The 16293-nt window shown below is 70.8% G+C and carries 13 protein-coding genes; 7 read left to right on the top strand and 6 right to left on the bottom strand.

The window, feature by feature from the left end:
- Positions 1–219: 219 nt before the first annotated feature.
- The 3 genes from ACPEH2_RS12370 (at position 220) to ACPEH2_RS12360 (ending at position 3973) form a co-directional block, all read left to right on the top strand.
- Positions 220–1554 (top strand): ABC transporter substrate-binding protein, encoded by a 1335-nt coding sequence (locus ACPEH2_RS12370; protein ID WP_423718834.1) that lies wholly within the window; start codon positions 220–222, stop codon positions 1552–1554.
- A 110-nt stretch (positions 1555–1664) separates the two neighbouring features.
- Complete coding sequence (locus ACPEH2_RS12365; RefSeq protein ID WP_217530809.1) at positions 1665–3002, top strand: carbohydrate ABC transporter permease; 1338 nt, start codon at positions 1665–1667, stop codon at positions 3000–3002.
- Positions 3002–3973 carry a carbohydrate ABC transporter permease gene (locus ACPEH2_RS12360; protein WP_217530811.1) on the top strand — a complete coding sequence of 324 codons (972 nt, stop codon included), beginning with the start codon at positions 3002–3004 and terminating at the stop codon, positions 3971–3973. Before ACPEH2_RS12365 ends, ACPEH2_RS12360 begins: the two co-directional genes overlap by 1 nt.
- 66 nt (positions 3974–4039) lie before the next feature.
- On the opposite strand, the gene ACPEH2_RS12355 is transcribed toward ACPEH2_RS12360, so the two are convergent.
- Both ACPEH2_RS12355 and ACPEH2_RS12350 read right to left on the bottom strand, forming a co-directional pair.
- Positions 4040–4726: a DUF305 domain-containing protein gene (locus tag ACPEH2_RS12355; protein WP_217530814.1), complete on the bottom strand. Its 687-nt coding sequence runs from the start codon at positions 4724–4726 to the stop codon at positions 4040–4042.
- Positions 4723–5433 carry a DUF3105 domain-containing protein gene (locus tag ACPEH2_RS12350; protein WP_366213879.1) on the bottom strand — a complete coding sequence of 237 codons (711 nt, stop codon included), beginning with the start codon at positions 5431–5433 and terminating at the stop codon, positions 4723–4725. Before ACPEH2_RS12350 ends, ACPEH2_RS12355 begins: the two co-directional genes overlap by 4 nt.
- A gap of 179 nt (positions 5434–5612) precedes the next feature.
- Here ACPEH2_RS12350 and ACPEH2_RS12345 point away from each other — a divergent pair, with 179 nt between their 5' ends.
- Genes ACPEH2_RS12345 through ACPEH2_RS12335 form a run of 3 tightly spaced genes read left to right on the top strand, consistent with a single transcriptional unit; the run spans position 5613 to position 8784 of the window.
- Positions 5613–6266 carry a phosphatase PAP2 family protein gene (locus ACPEH2_RS12345; RefSeq protein WP_423718833.1) on the top strand — a complete coding sequence of 218 codons (654 nt, stop codon included), beginning with the start codon at positions 5613–5615 and terminating at the stop codon, positions 6264–6266.
- Positions 6267–6271: 5 nt separating this feature from the next.
- The gene (locus tag ACPEH2_RS12340; RefSeq protein WP_423718832.1) at positions 6272–8182 is read left to right on the top strand and encodes a helicase HerA-like domain-containing protein; all 1911 of its coding nucleotides are present in this window, start codon (positions 6272–6274) and stop codon (positions 8180–8182) included.
- Positions 8179–8784, top strand: coding sequence for a GNAT family N-acetyltransferase (locus ACPEH2_RS12335; protein WP_253036180.1), 606 nt, complete (start codon positions 8179–8181; stop codon positions 8782–8784). The genes ACPEH2_RS12340 and ACPEH2_RS12335 overlap by 4 nt, the downstream gene beginning before the upstream one ends.
- Here the strand turns inward: ACPEH2_RS12335 and ACPEH2_RS12330 are convergent.
- Positions 8779–10209 carry an MFS transporter gene (locus ACPEH2_RS12330; protein ID WP_423718846.1) on the bottom strand — a complete coding sequence of 477 codons (1431 nt, stop codon included), beginning with the start codon at positions 10207–10209 and terminating at the stop codon, positions 8779–8781. The genes ACPEH2_RS12335 and ACPEH2_RS12330 overlap by 6 nt on opposite strands.
- Positions 10210–10399: 190 nt before the next feature.
- Here ACPEH2_RS12330 and ACPEH2_RS12325 point away from each other — a divergent pair, with 190 nt between their 5' ends.
- Entirely contained in the window at positions 10400–11938 is a 1539-nt protein-coding gene (locus ACPEH2_RS12325; RefSeq protein WP_423718831.1) for an SDR family oxidoreductase, read from the top strand.
- 4 nt (positions 11939–11942) lie between these two features.
- Here the strand turns inward: ACPEH2_RS12325 and cydC are convergent, their stop codons facing one another.
- Genes cydC through cydB form a run of 3 tightly spaced genes read right to left on the bottom strand, consistent with a single transcriptional unit; the run spans position 11943 to position 16292 of the window.
- On the bottom strand, positions 11943–13598 hold the full coding sequence (gene cydC / locus ACPEH2_RS12320) for a thiol reductant ABC exporter subunit CydC (protein ID WP_423718830.1): 1656 nt from the start codon (positions 13596–13598) through the stop codon (positions 11943–11945).
- A complete protein-coding gene (cydD, locus tag ACPEH2_RS12315) occupies positions 13595–15235 on the bottom strand; it encodes a thiol reductant ABC exporter subunit CydD (RefSeq protein ID WP_423718829.1) in 1641 nt (546 codons plus the stop codon). The genes cydC and cydD overlap by 4 nt, the downstream gene beginning before the upstream one ends.
- A 22-nt stretch (positions 15236–15257) precedes the next feature.
- The gene (gene cydB / locus ACPEH2_RS12310) at positions 15258–16292 is read right to left on the bottom strand and encodes a cytochrome d ubiquinol oxidase subunit II (RefSeq protein WP_217530831.1); all 1035 of its coding nucleotides are present in this window, start codon (positions 16290–16292) and stop codon (positions 15258–15260) included.
- Between the last annotated feature and the right edge of the window lies 1 nt (position 16293).

Here is a 16293-nt window from a genome sequence, read left to right as displayed (position 1 = left end):
GCGTAGTGCCTGGAACGGCACTCCGGAACCGGTTCCGTGGGCCGGCCGTGAGAGCGGTCTCACGGCTCGAGGGCCCAGGCACTCTAATGGATGCAGAACCTTGATATTTCGCTGTTGTGTCGAAGCGCTACCGCCAAGTAGGTTGTCTTGGAATCGGTTCCCCAAGGATGCGGCCAAGGCTCCTCTGGGCGGACGATGATCCCGAAAGAGGAGAAGTACATGGCATTGTCACAGCGATACCGTCTTCTTGCCCCGGTCGCCCTCCTGGGCGCGGCAGCACTGGTGCTCGCCGGGTGTGCAGAAGGTGGCACCGAGGGCGAAGGCGGCACGGGCGGCGAGGCGAAGAAGACCGTCCGCATCGCCGGAGGCATCACCGGCGGTGAGGCCGACGCCCTCAACAAGTCGTTCGAGAAGTTCACCGCCGACACCGGCATCACGGTCGAGTACACCGGCGACAAGTCGTTCGAAGGAAACATCGTCACGAAGGTCACCGGTGGTGACGCCCCGGACATCGCGATCGTCCCGCAGCCCGGTCTGCTGAAGACGCTCGTCGACACCGGCAAGGTGCTGCCCGCCTCCGACGCGGTCGAGAGTGCCGTCGACGAGAACTGGTCGCCCGACTGGAAGAACTACGGCACGTTCGACGACGAGTTCTACGCCGCCCCCATGCTCGCGAACCTGAAGGGGTACGTCTGGTACTCCCCGAAGCAGTTCGCCGAGTGGGGCGTCGAGATCCCCAAGACGTGGGACGAGATGATCGCCCTCACCGACAAGATCGTCGAGACCACCGGCGGCCCCGCGTGGTGCGCCGGATTCGCCTCCGACGCCGCGTCGGGATGGCCGGGCACCGACTGGATCGAGGACCTCGTCCTGCGCCAGTCCGGCCCCGACGTCTACGACCAGTGGGTGGCCGGTGACGTGAAGTTCACCGACCCGCAGATCAAGGAAGCGTTCGACGCGGTCGGCGACATCCTGCTCAACCCGGACTACGTCAACGCCGGCTACGGCGACGTCAAGAGCATCAACTCGACGGCGTTCGGCGACGTGGCTGCGGCCGTCGCGAGCGGCGACTGCGCGCTCACGCACCAGGCGTCGTTCCTCTCGGCGAACTTCCTCGACGTGCAGACCGCCGACGGCGAGACCCCCGAGGTCGCCCCCGACGGTGACGTCTACGCGTTCATCATGCCGGGCTACACCGAGGGCGAGCTCCAGGTCGAGGGTGGCGGCGAGTTCGTCGCCGGCTTCTCGGACGACGAGTCCACTCAGAAGGTGCTGGAGTTCATGGCCTCGCCGGAGTTCGCCGACGCTCGTGTCGAGCTCGGCGGTGTGATCTCCGCGAACAAGAACGCCGACCCCAGCCTCGCCTCCAGCGAGTTCCTCACGGAAGCGATGACGACGCTCCAGGACGAGTCGACGGTCTTCCGTTTCGACGCCTCCGACCTGATGCCTTCCACGGTGGGCTCGGGCTCGTTCTGGAAGGGCATGGTCGACTGGATCGACGGCAAGGACACCGACACGGTGCTCTCGGACATCCAGGCCGGTTACGAGAACTGATCGTCGCCTGACGATCGGCTGAGCCGAGCGGGGTCGGGCTGCACCAGCCCGACCCCGCTTCTCCCATCCGCACCGCCCGAGTACGTCGTCCTACTCAGAAGGGGACACCCATGTCGCAGACCACCGTCGACAGGCCGGTCGACACCGAACCCGCCGTGACCACTCACGCGCAGGACCCCAAGGGACGATCGATCACCCGAATCGTCGTCGCCGCCGGCTTCGCCCTGATCGTCCTGCTCTTCTTCCTGCTGGCCTTCACGGCCTCCAGCGAGGAGTCGGCACGCATCACCATCGGGTTCTCGCTCAACAGCTTCTTCCTCTGGCTCGGCGGTCTGAACCCGCTGATCCAGATCCCCGTCATCCTGGTGGTGTTCGGGATCGTGGTCGGCATCATCCTCGTGCTGATCGAGTTCGCCCCGCGGCCCGGCCGCGGCTACTTCATCATGCGGTTGGCGGCCTGCCTGCTGATCCCGCTGCTGGCCTTCCTCCTGCTGCGTCCCTACGCGAACGCGGTGGTGTACGTCGTCGCGATCGCCCTGCTGGTCGGTGGACTGCTCTTCTTCGCGGACTTCCGTTCCCGTCAGGGCGCCGGCTACCTGTTCCAGCTGATCCTCTTCATGGCGCCGGCCAGCATCATGCTGATCCTCGGCCTGATCTACCCGGCGATCTCGACGATCTTCAAGTCGTTCTTCGACAAGTCGGGCGAGCAGTTCGTCGGCATGGAGAACTACATCTGGGTGTTCACGAACCCGACCGGTACGGCGTCGGTGGTCAACACGCTGCTGTGGGCGCTTCTGGCACCGACGATCTCGGTCGTGATCGGTCTCGCCTACGCCGTCTTCATCGATCGCGCCCGCGGCGAGAAGATCCTGAAGGTCCTCGTGTTCATGCCCGTCGCGATCTCGTTCGTCGGCGCCGGCATCATCTGGAAGTTCATGTACGACGCCCGCCAGGGCGACCAGGTCGGTCTGCTGAACGCCATCGTCACCGCCTTCGGGGGCGACCCGGTGCAGTGGCTGGCGATCAAGCCGGTCATCAACACGCTCATGCTCCTCGTCGTCTTCGTCTGGACGCAGACCGGTTTCGCGATGGTGATCCTGTCGGCGGCCATCAAGGCGGTCCCCGTCGAGCAGATGGAGGCGGCACAACTGGACGGCACCAACGCGTGGCAGCGGTTCCGCAACGTCACGGTCCCCGGCATCCGCTCGTCGCTGATCGTCGTGCTCACGACCATCACGATCGCCTCGCTGAAGGTGTACGACATCGTCGCCGTCATGACCGGCGGTCGCGACGAGACGACCGTCCTCGGCTTCGAGATGGTCAACCAGCAGCAGCGGTTCCAGAGCTACGGTCACTCGTCCGCTCTGGCCGTCGTCCTGTTCCTGTTCGTCCTGCCGCTGATCATCTACAACGCCCGATCGATGGCCAAGCAGAGGGAGATCCGCTGATGACCGTCGCAGCACCCACCACACCGGTCGACAACCGCACGGCCCGCCAGGTCGCGCGCGACACCCGCAAGAACGAGGCGATCGCCCACAAGAAGCTGACGTCGAAGGGCGCGACGATCGCGGCCGTCATCATCGCCATCTTCTGGACGATCCCGACGTTCGGCCTGTTCGTCACCTCGTTCCGACCCGGCGCCGACACGCAGTCGACCGGGTGGTGGACGGTGTTCACCAACCCCGACTTCACCCTCGACAACTATTTCGAGGCGCTGAACTCGGGCGGTACGTCGACGACACTCGCCTCGGCGTTCGTGAACTCGCTCGCGATCACCATCCCCGCGACGGTCTTCCCGATCGTCATGGCGGCGCTGGCGGCCTACGCGTTCGCGTGGATCGACTTCAAGGGGCGCAGCGCGCTGTTCGTCTTCGTGTTCGCCCTGCAGATCGTGCCGCTGCAGATGGCCCTCGTGCCGCTGCTGTCCCTCTTCTCCGAGGGGCTCACCATCAACGAGGTGCCGATCTTCCCGGGCTTCGGTCTGAACGACGTGCAGTACAGCTTCGCGCGCGTCTGGATCGCGCACGCCATTTTCGCGCTGCCGCTGGCGACGTTCATGCTGCACAACTTCATCGCGGAGATCCCGGGTGAGGTCATCGAGGCGGCGCGGGTGGACGGCGCCGGCCACGGTCAGGTCTTCTTCCGGATCATCCTGCCGCTGGCCGCTCCGGCGATCGCGTCGTTCGCGATCTTCCAGTTCCTGTGGGTGTGGAACGACCTGCTGGTCGCGACGATCTTCGCCTCGCCGGGCGCCCTGCCGATCACGCAGGCGCTGAACTCGCTGTCGGGAACCTGGGGCAACCGCTGGTTCCTGCAGTCGGCGGGCACGTTCATCTCGATCATCGTCCCGCTCATCGTGTTCTTCGCGCTGCAGCGCTTCTTCGTCCGCGGCCTGCTCGCGGGTGCGACGAAGGGCTGAGCCCGGAACGACGAGAGAGGGGGATGCCGGTGGCCACCGGCATCCCCCTCTTCGTTCGTCTGCGGGTCAACCGCTGCAGCCGAGGCGCTGCTGCATCGAGGTCATCGCCTGGATCTCGAAGGACTGGCCTTTGATCATGGTCTGAGCGACCGTCCGGACCCGCTCGTCGGAGGCGAGGTCGACGGCGGCCTCGGCCATCGGGATCGCGCCCTCGTGGTGGCGGATCATCAGGGTGAGGAACGAGCAGTCCGCCTGCTGACCGGTGGCCGCCTTGAGAGCTGCCAGCTCGGCGTCCGAGGCCATGCCCATCTGCTCGCGCATCTCTTCGTCCGAGAGGGGCTCGCCGTCGGTGCCGCCGTGCGCATGCCCGGAATCGGATGCCGCCATCCACGCCATCGGCTGGTCGTCGTACTGCGGCAGCCCCCAGCGGACCAGCCAGTCCAGCATCTCGCCGCGCTGCGACGACTGCCCGGTCGCGATGTCGTACGCGAGGGCGCGGAGCTCGTCGTCGTCGGTCTCGGCGTAGATGGTCATCGCCATGTCGACCGCCTGCGCGTGGTGCATCTGCATGTCGCGGGCGAAGCCGGCGTCGGCGGAGCCTTCACCCGGGGTGGAGCCGGCGATGCCGAACGTCGAGAAGCGGCCGATCGCGAACGCCACCGCGGCGATGGCGAGGCCCACGAGCAGCACGACCCACCACGGGGGCAGGGTGCGCTCGGTGCCCGGCTCGTCGCCGACGGTGCCGTCGGTCACTGCTTGCCGGGCGCGTCCAGAGCGCCGGTGCACGCGGCGCCCGGCTCGGGACCGTTCACGTTGCGCCAGTAGGCCTTGATGAACTCGCCGATGCGCTCATCGTCGGGGGAGTCGACCTTCAGCTGCGCGTTCCACGCGCTGACGGCGATGGGAGTGTCCATGTCCTCGTAGGGCGAGAGCACGGTGTGGTCCGAGGGCAGCTGCGCGTCGAGGGCGTCGATGCCGGCCTGGTCGACCTGCGCCGGGTCGTACGTGATCCAGATGGCGCCGTGCTCGAGGGTGTGGACGGCGTTCTCGTTCGGGACGGGCTGGTCGTAGACACCGCAGTTCAGCCACACCGCGTTGTGGTCGCCGCCGGCGGGAGGGGTCTGCTCGTAGTCGACGACACCCTCGACGTGGTTCGCGGTGTGCTCGAAGGTCTGCACCCCCGCGATGCCCGAGCCGTCGCCGTCGCCGCGGGCGACGGTCACGGGGCGCGGGGTGAGAACGACGGAGGCCACGACGAGGCCGACGATAAGCACGGCGGCGGTGACGCCGACGATCCACCAGGTGGTCTTCGTGCGGCGGCGCTTGGCGAGCTGGCGCTGGTACTCGGCGAGCTTCTGCTGCTTCTGCTGCTCGCGCTGCTGCTTCACGGTGAGGTTCAGCTGCGCCTGCGTGGCAGGGTTGCCGCTCGTGCGCTTACCGGTGGGATCGTTCGGGGTCATGGGAGTGGCCTCGTCGGTCGGGGTGGGGAGGGCGCAGGTGCGCCGCTTCGATTTTATTCGCCTGCATCTGCACGGGCCCTGGGCGGTGAGCGTTTCATAGGGTCTCGTGACGTGTGGGGCATCCCGCGCGGCTGCGCAAGGGGTGCCTGACGGCGCCCCGCGTCGAGCAGGATGGGGCCATGACAGTGCCCACGCACGAACACGAGATCGGTATCGGTCTGCGGCTGGCGGTGATCGGCGCGGCGCTCCTCGTCGCGGCCGTGGCCACCGGGATCGCCGTCGAGTCGACCGACTCCGAACTCATCGACCTCGATTCCTGGTGGAACGCCTACGTCGCGACGTTCCTCCCCGGCATCCGACCCGTGTCGCTGCTCATGAACATCCTGGGCGCGGGGGTCATCGGGACCTACGTCGTGCCCCTCGTCGGCGCGGGGTTGCTGCTCGTGGCCCGGCGGCTGTGGGGTGCGGTCTTCTTCCTCGCCGCGTCCATCGCGGGGGCGCTCGTCGTGCAGCTGCTCAAAGGGATCTTCGGCCGCGTGCGGCCGGAGGAGATGCTCGTCATCTCCGACCAAGGGTCGTTCCCGTCCGGCCACACGGCGAACGCCGCGGTGATCGCCACCGTCGCGGTGGTCCTCTTCCCGCGCGTCTGGGTGCTCGTCGTCGGAGTCGCGTGGACCCTGCTCATGGCGTTCAGCCGCACGCAGGTCCATGCGCACTGGTTGACCGACACCCTGGGCGGGACCGTGCTCGGTGTCGCAACGACGCTGCTGGTCGCGGCGGCGCTGACGATCCCCGTCGTCCGGGAACGCGAGCGCCGGCTCTCGCTAGGCTGAGCGGCATGAGCGCCGAGGAAGCCGATGCCGAACTCGCCCGTCTCGAAGCCGAGGCCGCCGCCGCAGAGGCGGAGCTGAAGCTCGCGAAGGCGCAGGCCGCCCTGGCCGCCGCACGTGCGGCGGCCGCACGGACACAGACGGATGCCGCGCCTCCGACCGCGGCCGGCCCGGACGGCGATCCCGCCCCGGCCGCCGACCCTCCGCCGCCCGTTGCGCCGGCTCCGGCCGACGCACCCACTCCGGCCGACGCACCCACTCCGGCCGACGCGCCCGCTCCCGACGCGCCCACCGGCCCGCTCGACGCGGAGGAGGTCGCGCGGATCGTCACGGGGTACACGTTCGAAGAGGAGACGCTCGACCTCGGCGCGCTCGTCAACGGCGACCCGGTCCGCGAAGCGCAGATCCGAATCCCGATCGCGATGACCAACAGACACGGGCTGGTCGCCGGGGCCACCGGCACGGGCAAGACCCGCACCCTGCAGGGGCTCGCCGAGCAGCTTGCGGCCAAGGGCGTGCCGGTCTTCGCGGCCGACATCAAGGGCGACCTCACGGGGATCGCCACGGCCGGCGAATCGAGCCCGAAGCTCCTGGCCCGCACCGAGGCGATCGGCCAGGCGTGGGAACCGGCGGCATCCGTCACGGAGTACTTCGCGCTCGGCGGCATCGGTACCGGCGTCCCGGTCAGGGCCACCGTCACCGGGTTCGGTCCGCTGCTGCTGAGCCGCGTGCTCGGTCTCAACGAGACGCAGGAGTCGAGCCTCGGCCTCGTCTTCCACTACGCCGACGCGCACGGGCTGCCGCTCGTCGACCTGGCGGACCTGCGCGCCGTCCTCACCCACCTGACCAGCGACGCCGGCAAGCCCGAGCTGAAGGACCTCGGCGGGCTGTCCTCCGCCACGGCCGGTGTCATCCTGCGCGAGCTCATCACCTTCGCCGACGGCGGCGCCGACGTGTTCTTCGGCGAGCCGGAGTTCGACGTCCGCGACTTCCTGCGCACCGCCCCCGACGGACGCGGGATCATCTCGCTCCTCGAGGTGCCCGGCATCGCCGACAAGCCCGAACTGTTCTCGACGTTCCTCATGTACCTGCTCGCGGAGCTGTTCGAGATCCTTCCCGAGGTGGGGGATGCCGCCAAGCCCAAGCTCGTGTTCTTCTTCGACGAGGCGCACCTGCTGTTCCGCGACGCGTCGAAGGCGTTCACCGCGGCGATCGTGCAGACCGTGCGCCTCATCCGCTCGAAGGGGGTCGGAGTCTTCTTCGTGACGCAGACCCCGAAGGACGTGCCGGGCGACGTCCTCGGCCAGCTCGGCTCGCGCATCCAGCACGCGCTCCGCGCCTTCACGCCCGACGACGCGAAGGCCCTGCGCGCGACGGTGGGCACGTACCCGACTTCGGGCTACGACCTCGAACGCGTGCTGCAGGAGCTCGGCACAGGCGAGGCGATCGTGACCGTCATGAACGAGAAGGGCGCGCCGACGCCCGTCGCCTGGACGCGGCTGCGCGCGCCGCAGGGGCTCATGTCCCCGACCCCGTCGGCCGCCGTGCAGGCCGCCGTCGCGGCGTCGCCGCTGCTCGCGACCTACGGCACCCCGGTCGACCGGGAGTCCGCGCGCGAGATCCTGGCCGCGAAGATGGCGGCGGCGGACGCCGAGGCGGATGCCGCGAAGGCCGCCGCCGACAAGGCGAAGGCCGACGCGGAGTACGCGAAGCAGAAGGCCGCGATGGACAAGGCGCAGAAGAAGGCCGAAGCCGACGCGCAGCGCGAATACGACCGGATCCTCCGCAGCACCGGCGGCCGCACCCGGACCTCGCGTCGCGTCGAGTCCTCGCCGCTCGAGCAGATCCTCGGATCGAAGGCGACGCAGTCGATCATCGGCAGCGTCATCCGCGGCGTGTTCGGGAACGGTCGGCGGTGAGTGCGGCATCCCGCATCCGTCCGTTCCGTCCCGGGGACGAACCCGCCCTCGCCGAGATCTGCCTGCGGACCGCCGACGGCGGCGGCGACGCGACCGGGATCTTCGAGGACGACGCGATCTGGGCCCACATCTGGGTCCTGCCCTACGTCGAACGCCACCCCGACGTGGCTTTCCTCGTCGAGGACGAGGACGGCACCGTCACGGGGTACGTCGTCGCGACGCCCGACACCGACGCGTTCGAGCGGTGGTTCCGCGACGAGTGGTGGCCGCGCCACGCGCACCGCTGGCCGAAGCCCGAGCGCGAGGTCACGCGTCAGGACGGCACCCTGCTCTACGCCCACAGCCGCGGGGAGAAGCCCGAGCGGTACGCCGAGGAGTTCCCCGCGCACCTGCACATCGACCTGCTGCCGCAGGCCCAGGGCAAGGGCGCGGGGCGCCGCCTCATCGAGACGCTCTTCCACGCGCTCCGAGAGCGGGGTGTCTCCGGACTGCACCTCGTGGCGTCGGCGGGGAACACCGGCGCGATGGCCTTCTACACCCGCCTCGGGCTCGCGCCACTGCCCTCGTCGCCGGGGTCCCGCGCCTACGGCGTGAAGCTATGAGCGGTGCACCGGGATCGGCATCGTCGACGTGTCGATGAGCGGGTCGTCGTCCTGACGCTCGACGACCTCGATCGCCTCCTCGCGCGTCTCGACGGTCGGCACCGAGCCGAGCAGCGGTCGCTTCGCGGTCTCCTTCATCGACAGCAGCGCGATCCCGCCCAGCAGCGCGAAGAACATGATGTAGAACGCGGGCATGTAGGTGTTGCCGGTGGCGTCGATGAGGGCCTGACTGAACAGCGGAGTCGTGCCGCCGAACAGCGAGACCGAGACGTTGTAGGCGATCGCCATCGCGCCGAACCGCGACGCGGTCGGGAACAGGGCCGGCAGGGTGGACGCCGACACGGCGACGTAGAAGGCGACGGGGATCGCCACCATCCCGAGGGCGACGAAGACCGCCCACTCCTGCCCGATCTGCATGATCGCGAACGCCGGGATCATGAGCACGATCGTCGAGCCGGCGGCGATCATGTAGACCGGCCGCCGGCCGATCCGGTCGCTCAGCATCCCGATGAACGGCAGACAGGCCGACATCACGAGCAGCACCGGCACGGTCGCCACGGCCGCGCCGAGGTTCGAGATCCCGACCTCGGTCTCGAGGTAGGTCGGCATGTAGCTCGTGAGGGCGTAGCCGGCGGTGTTCGTCGCCGCGACGATCGCGATGCCGATGAGCACCTCGCGCCAGTGGTGACGGAGGATGCCGCCGATCCCGTGGCGTGCGAGGGGGTCGTCGCGGTCCGGCTCGTTCTCGGTCTCGGCGGCGTTCTCGTAGGCGGGGGTCTCGGGGATCTTGAGGCGGAACCAGATGGCGACGATGCCGAGGGGGATCGCGACGAGGAACGGGATCCGCCACCCGAAGTCGGTCATCGCGGTCTCGCCCCACACCGACTCGGTGATGACGGTGGTGAGGGCGACGACCGAGGCGCCGGCGGCGAAGCCGACGTAGGAGCCCAGGTCGAGCCACGACGACCAGAAGCCGCGTCGCTTGTCGGGGGAGAACTCCGCGACGTACGTGGTGGCGCCGGCGTACTCGCCGCCGGTGGAGAACCCCTGCACCATCTTGAGCAGGTACAGCGGCACGATCGCCCAGAGCCCGATCTGCGCGCTCGTGGGCAGGACGCCGATGAGGGCGGTCGCGACGGCCATCATCGCCATCGTGAAGAAGAGGACCTTCTGCCGACCGATGCGATCGCCGAGCGGGCCGAGGACGAGGCCGCCGATGGGGCGCACGAGGAACGAGATCGCGAACCCGAGGAGGGTGACGAGCAGGTTCCACGGCTCGGGCAGATCGTCCGCGAAGACGACGGAGATCGTGACGGCGAGGTAGCCGTAGATGCCGAAGTCGAACCACTCCATGAAGTTGCCGACGACCGTGCCGCTGATCGCGGTGCGGACGCGCTTCGTGTCGACGACCACCACATCGTCCACGTCGAGGCGTGGCGGGGGCGCCGAGCGGGTGATCGGATCGGAGGACGGGGGTACCGGCTGACGGGATGACCTGGCCATCTCTCCACGGTACGCGCGTGGTCCGCGGCCCGCATCCGTGCGGCTGTCCCTTGACAAAACCCGTCCGTCGAGCGGGGGCCGCACCCCTCCGCGGCCGGTCTATCGTGGCGACATGAGCGAGCTCTCCGCCCCCACCGGCCGCGAATCCGCCCTCGTCGCCCAGCCCCGCGCCGACGGCTCCGCGCCGCGTGCGCTGGTCCTCGGATCGACCGGATACCTCGGCGGACGCCTCGTCCCGCGACTCCTGTCGGCGGGGTACCGGGTGCGGGTGCTCGTCCGCACGCCCGCCCGGGTGAGGGCGTTCGTGTGGGGGAGCGAGGTCGAGGTCGTCGAGGGCGCCGCCGAGGACGCCGACGCCGTCGCCCGCGCCGTCGACGACGTCGACGTGCTCTACTACCTCGTCCACTCGATGGGCGGCGGCGGCGACTTCGAGACGAAGGACCTGCGGGCGGCGGAGACCGCGGCGGATGCGGCGGCCGAGGCATCCGTCGGTCGCATCGTCTACCTCGGGGGTCTGCACCCGGCCGGTGTGGAGCTGAGCCCGCACCTGCGCTCGCGCGTCGAGGTGGGCGAGGTGCTGCTGCACAGCGGCGTCCCCACCCTCGTCCTGCAGGCCGGTGTCGTCATCGGGTCGGGGTCCGCCTCGTTCGAGATGGTGCGTCACCTCACCGACGTGCTGCCGTACATGCCGGCGCCGAAGTGGGTGCGCAACCGCATCCAGCCGATCGCGGTGCGCGATGTGCTGCACTACCTGCTCGCGGCGGCGCGGGTCGACTCGGACGTCAACCGGGCCGTCGACATCGGCGGGCCGGACGTGCTCCGCTACGGCCAGATGATGAACGGGTACGCCGTCGAGGCGGGACTGCGCCAGCGCGCGATCGCCGCGCTGCCGGTGCTCACCCCCGGTCTCGCGTCGCACTGGGTGAACCTCGTGACCCCCGTTCCGCGCGCGATCGCCCGGCCGCTCATCGCGTCGCTGCAGAACGAGTGCATCATGGACGACCACGCCGTCGACGAGCTGCTGCCGCGGCCCGAGGGCGGACTCACCCCCTACCGCGAGGCGGTGCGGCTGGCGCTGCGCAAGGTCGAGGCCGACGCCGTCGAGACGAGCTGGCAGGACGCCGAGGTCTCGTCGGTGCCGAGCGACCCGCTGCCGAGCGACCCCGAGTGGGCCGGCCGGCTCGTGTTCACCGACGAGCAGAGCGCGACGACGTCGGCGAGCCCCGAGCAGCTCTGGCGCGTCATCGTCGGGATCGGCGGCGAGAACGGCTGGTACTCGTCGCCGTTCCTGTGGGCCGTCCGCGGCTGGATGGACCGACTCGTGGGCGGTGTGGGCCTGCAGCGCGGGCGCCGCAGCCGCGGCAAGGTCGCGGCGGGCGACGCGATCGACTTCTGGCGCGTCGAGGCCGTCGAGGAAGGGCGACTGCTGCGCCTGCGTGCGGAGATGAAGGTGCCGGGCCTCGCGTGGCTCGAACTGCGCGCGAGCCCCGAGGGGTCGGGCTCACGGTACGACCAGCGCGCCGTCTTCTTCCCGAAGGGGCTCGCCGGACGGCTCTACTGGTTCGCCGTGCTGCCCTTCCACGGCTTCATCTTCCAGGGCATGGCGAACCGCATCGCGGCCGCCGCCGAGCGCGAGGCGCCCGCCGCCTGAGGTCTCAGGCCGTGAGGCGACCGTTCGCGACGCGGACGGTGCGGTCGACGAGGGATGCCGGGACCTCGGCGTGCGAGATGAGCACGACCGCGTGCGACCCGTCGACCGCGCCGAGCAAGTCGGTCAGCAGCGCATCGGCGGCGGACGGGTCGACGCCGGCGGTCGGTTCGTCGAGGATCAGCACGGGAAAGCCGCGCAGCAGGGCGCGCGCGAGCGAGATGCGCTGGGCCTGACCGCCCGAGACGAGCGCGCCGCGCTCGCCGACCCGCGCGTCGAGTCCGCCGCGCGCGCGGAGCCAGTCGCCGAGGCCCACGCGCTCGAGGACGCGCACGAGCTCGTCGTCGGTCGCGGTGTCGCGGGCGAAGAGCAGGTTCTGGCGGATGTCCTCGTCGAAGAGCATCGGATGCTGCTCGCACAGTCCCACGGTCTGTCGCAGGTCGTCGGGGGCGATCGCCTCGACGGGGCGCCCGCCGATCGTGTACTCGCCGGAGACGGCGAGGAAGCGCACGAGGGCGGCGGCGAGGGTCGACTTGCCCGCGCCGCTCGGACCGACGACGTGGATCCGCTCGCCGGGGCGGACGTCGAGGTCCACGTCGGTCAACGCGGGGCGGTCGGCGCCCGGCCAGCGGACCGTGACGCCGCGCAGGCGGAGGCCGTCGCCGAGCGGCGGTGCCTGCCCCGTCGGCGCGCCCGCGGGAGGGATCTCCGCCGGCACCGCGGCGGGGACGACGCCCGCGACACGCGTCGCGGCCGCGCGGACCTGCCGCCACGCGGACGCCGCGAGCGGCACGGACGTGTAGACCTCGAACACCGCCATCGGCACGAGCACGACCACGGCGAGGGACGGGCCCGAGAGCGCACCCTCGGCCGGGGCGGCGGCGACGAGCGCGAGGACGGTCGCGGCGCCGGCGGCGAGCGACACGAGGGCCGCCGTCCCCGCCTGCGCCGCGGTGCGCCGGAGGAGGGCGCGCCGCAACGCCGCGTCCGCGGCGCGGACGTCGGCACGCGAGTCGTGCTCCGCGCCGTAGGCGACGAGGACGTCGAGGCGCGAGAGGTGGTCGAGGATCGCACCGCGCAGTCGTGCGCGCAGGGGGGCGATCGAGCGCTCGGCGCGGGCGCCCGCCGTCCAGCCCCACGCGGTCGCCGCGACCCCCGCGCCGACGAGGCACGCCGCGAGGGTGAGGGCGGCGGGCCACCACACGACGGCGACGAGCACGACGGCGCCGACGGCGACGGCGGCCGACGACACGAGCGGCAGGACGACGCGCAGCGGCAGGTTCTGCAGTTCGTCGACGTCGTCGACGAGAGCGGTCGCCGCATCGCCGCGGCCGGCCGTGGCGAGCCCCGCGGGCGCGTGGGGGAGAAGGCGGCGCACGAGGTCGGTCCGCGTGCGGGCCAGTTGGCGCAGCACCGCGTCGTGGCCCGCGAGGCGCTCGGTGTAGCGGAACACGGCGCGGGAGAGGGCGAACGCCCGGACCCCCACGACAGCGGTCGTGATGTAGAGGACGAGCGGCTGCTCGGCGGCGCGCACGATCAGCCAGGCGCTCACGGCGAGCAGGGCCACCGCCGAGGCCTCCGAGAGGAAGCCCGAGGCCAGGGCGGGCCAGAGGCGGCGGACAGGCGGCACGGCGCCGCGCAGCACGTCACGGGTCGTCGTCACACCGACACCCCCGCACCGGTCAGCCGCACGACGCGATCCGCGATCGCGCGGGCGCTCGTGCGGTGCGAGACGAGCAGGAGGAGGGCCCCGGCATCCGCGATCGATCGCAGCGACCGCCAGAGGTGCGCCTCCGCGGCGGCGTCGAGCGCGGCCGACGGTTCGTCGAGGGCGAGGACGGGTGCGTGCCCGCGCAGGTGGCGGGCGACCGCGCGAGCGACGGCGACCCGCTGCGCCTGCCCGCCCGAGAGTCCGGCACCCTGGACGCCGAGGACCCGCTCCGGCTCGACGTCGGTGAGCCCCACGAGCGACAGCGCCTCGGCGACCGTCGCGGCGGACAGGTCGGCATCCCCCAGCGAGACGTTCGACGCGACCGTCCCCGCCGCGAGCCCCGGCCGCTGCCCCGCCCACGCGAGCCACGCCGACGGCGGGAGGATGCGGACGTCGCGGCCGTCGAGCTCGATGCGGCCCGTCGCGGGCGCGAAGCCCAGGAGGGCGTGCAGCAGGCTCGACTTGCCCGCGCCGCTCGGCCCCTCGATGAGGACGATCTCGCCCGACCGCGCCTCGAGGTCCACCGGCGGCAGGTCGCGCACCCGGACGTCCGTCAGCCGCAGCACGTGCGCGCCCCGGCCCACTGCTGCCGCCGCAGGTGCCGACGGCGTCGCCGCGGCGGCCTCGTCGAGGACGGCGAACACATCGCGGGTCGCCGCGACGCCCTCGCTCGACGCGTGGAACTGCACCCCGACCTGGCGGATCGGCAGGAACGCCTCGGGCGCGAGCAGGAGGACGAAGAGCCCGACCGTCAGGCTGAGCGACCCGTCGAGCAGCCGGAACCCGATCGTCACGGCGACGATGGCGACCGAGATCGATGCCAGGAACTCGAGGGCGAACCCCGACAGGAACGACACCCGCAGCACGGTCATCGTCTCGCGCCGGTAGTCGTCGGTGACCCGCTCGATCGAGTCCGCGGCGCGATGCTGCCGCCCGAAGACGGTGAGGGTGGACAGTCCCTGCACCGTCTCGGCGAAGCGGGTGGCGAGGTGGGTGAGCGTGGCCCACTGGCGGCGCTGGACGCTGCGGGTCGCGAGTCCGATCAGCACCATGAAGATCGGGATGAGCGGCAGGGTGAGCAGGACGGTGAGGCCCGAGACCGCGTCCGCGGTCCCCATCACCGCGAGCAGGATCGGCGTGGCGACCACGGTCTGCACGAGCTGGGGCAGATAGCGGCCGACGTAGGGTTCGAGCGCGTCGAGTCCGCGCCCGGCGACGAGGGCGAGCTGCGCCGTGCTGCGGGTCGCGGTCCACCCCGGCCCGAGGCGGGCGATCGCGTCGAGCACGGCCGCCCGCAGCTGCGACTCGACGCGCGCCGACGCGCGGGCGGCCACCCGCTCGCGCGCGAACGAGAGCACCGAGCGGAGGAGGACGACGGCCGCCAGGGCGAGGAGGGTTCCCGCGATCTCGCGTCCCGCGATCGCATCGACGACCGCTCGCGTCGTCAGGAAGGCGAAGCCGACGACCACCGCCGTCTGCGCCAGCGCGAGCAGTCCGATGAGCAGGAGGAAGGATCGGGATGCCGTCGCGTACCGCCACAGCCGGGGGTCCACCGGCGGCGGCTGCCGCCGTTCGAGCTCGGGGGCCATGGGTCGATCCTCCTCCGCTGTCTCAGTGGGCGGGCGCGGCATCCGCCTTCTCGATCTGCGCACGCGAGATGCGCTTGCGGAAGACCCAGTACGTCCAGGCCTGGTAGGCCAGGATGCCCGGCAGGAAGATGACCGCCGCCCACGTCATGACCCCGAGCGTGTAGTCGGTGCTGGACGCGTTCTCGATCGTGAGGGAGAACGCCGGGTCGGTCGAGGACGGCATGACGAAGGGGAACAGCGCGAACCACAGGGTGAGGACGGCCGTGACGATCGTGACGGCGCCCAGCGCGAAGGCCCACCCGTCGCGCTCCCGCAGGTTGGCCACGGCGGAGCCGATCAGGGCGAGCGCGGCGGCGACGCCGCATCCGATCACCGCCGCCAGTGCGGGGGCGTCGCGGTCCATCGCGATCGCCGTGGTCCAGACGACCGTCCCGGCCGCGAAGAGGATCGTCGGGATCGCCACGCGACGGGCCAGGGCGTGGGCGTCCTCCTTCACCCGGCCGTCGGCCTTCAGCCCGACGAAGTACAGACCGTGCAGGAAGAAGAGCAGCAGGGTGGTGACGCCGACCCACAGTCCGTAGGGGTTCAGGAGGGTGAGGAGCGACCCGGTGAACTCCTTGTCGGCGTCGATCGGCACCCCCTGGACGATGTTGCCGAACGCGACCCCCCAGAGCAGGGCCGGGACGACCGAGCCGATGACGATCATCCGGTCGAAACCGCGCTTCCACGCGAGCCCCTCGCGCTGGTGGCGGTACTCGAACGAGACGCCGCGGAGGATGAGGGCGAGCAGGATCAGCAGCAGCGGCAGGTAGAACCCGCTGAACAGGGTCGCGTACCACTCCGGGAACGCGGCGAACAGGCAGGCGCCCGCAACGATGACCCATGTCTCGTTGAGGTCCCACACCGGCCCGATGGTGTTGATGACCTGGCGCCGCGACACCTCGTCGCGGCCGAGGAACGGCAGGCTCATCCCGACGCCGAAGTCGAAGCCATCGAGCACGAAGTAGCCGACGAAGAACACACCGACGACGAAGAACCAGAGGTAGGCGAGATCCATG

The organism is Microbacterium sp. NPDC064942, from assembly GCF_049545525.1.
In the GTDB taxonomy this organism is placed as follows: domain Bacteria; phylum Actinomycetota; class Actinomycetes; order Actinomycetales; family Microbacteriaceae; genus Microbacterium; species Microbacterium gawkjiense.
Note: the sequence above shows the minus strand (reverse complement) of the source record. Positions and strands in the feature narration are given on the sequence as shown.

Bases quoted from the DNA above. Each gene is read 5' to 3' on its own strand.
- ACPEH2_RS12365 (WP_217530809.1), top strand. From the start codon at position 1,665: ATGTCGCAGACCACCGTCGACAGGCCGGTCGACACCGAACCCGCCGTG.
- ACPEH2_RS12340 (WP_423718832.1), top strand. From the start codon at position 6,272: ATGAGCGCCGAGGAAGCCGATGCCGAACTCGCCCGTCTCGAAGCCGAG.
- cydB (WP_217530831.1), bottom strand. From the start codon at position 16,292: ATGGATCTCGCCTACCTCTGGTTCTTCGTCGTCGGTGTGTTCTTCGTC.
- ACPEH2_RS12345 (WP_423718833.1), top strand. From the start codon at position 5,613: ATGACAGTGCCCACGCACGAACACGAGATCGGTATCGGTCTGCGGCTG.
- ACPEH2_RS12325 (WP_423718831.1), top strand. From the start codon at position 10,400: ATGAGCGAGCTCTCCGCCCCCACCGGCCGCGAATCCGCCCTCGTCGCC.
- ACPEH2_RS12370 (WP_423718834.1), top strand. From the start codon at position 220: ATGGCATTGTCACAGCGATACCGTCTTCTTGCCCCGGTCGCCCTCCTG.
- ACPEH2_RS12350 (WP_366213879.1), bottom strand. From the start codon at position 5,433: ATGACCCCGAACGATCCCACCGGTAAGCGCACGAGCGGCAACCCTGCC.
- ACPEH2_RS12360 (WP_217530811.1), top strand. From the start codon at position 3,002: ATGACCGTCGCAGCACCCACCACACCGGTCGACAACCGCACGGCCCGC.
- cydD (WP_423718829.1), bottom strand. From the start codon at position 15,235: ATGGCCCCCGAGCTCGAACGGCGGCAGCCGCCGCCGGTGGACCCCCGG.